The organism is Paraburkholderia sp. SIMBA_053 (assembly GCF_046534895.1).
Taxonomy (GTDB): Bacteria; Pseudomonadota; Gammaproteobacteria; order Burkholderiales; family Burkholderiaceae; genus Paraburkholderia; species Paraburkholderia caledonica.
Genome location: NZ_JAWRXU010000338.1, coordinates 1 through 321, shown reverse-complemented (window position 1 = coordinate 321; position 321 = coordinate 1). Strand labels below are relative to the sequence as shown.

The 321-nt window shown below is 62.3% G+C and carries 1 pseudogene; it reads right to left on the bottom strand.

Annotated elements, in window-relative coordinates:
* Positions 1 to 114 precede the first annotated feature (114 nt).
* Positions 115 to 321: pseudogene (locus SB753_RS35895) on the bottom strand (alpha/beta hydrolase); the annotation flags it as partial.

The window sequence follows — 321 nt, the reverse complement described above, 5'->3', positions numbered from 1 at the left end:
CCAAAGCCGCCGCAAAATGCTCACGCGCTGCGGCGCCTCGCGGCATGCAGAGTTCGTTGTTCGGCAATTGACGGCATCGGCGGAATGCGTGGCAGAAGCTAGAAACAGGCACGTTCAGAAGTTCGAGAAGAACGCCCGTGCCGCGAGCATGCAAGAGCCCGCAACCAGTTCTCCATGATAAGAACGCAATACCGCTGACGCGCCGCCGTCCGTTGCGCCTGCGGCCACCGCTTGTTTCGAAACGTCGGCCTTCGCGTTCGCAAAACCGCGCTTGAGCGCCGCGAACGAATCGTCGGCTCCGGTGACGGGCGAGTCGACATC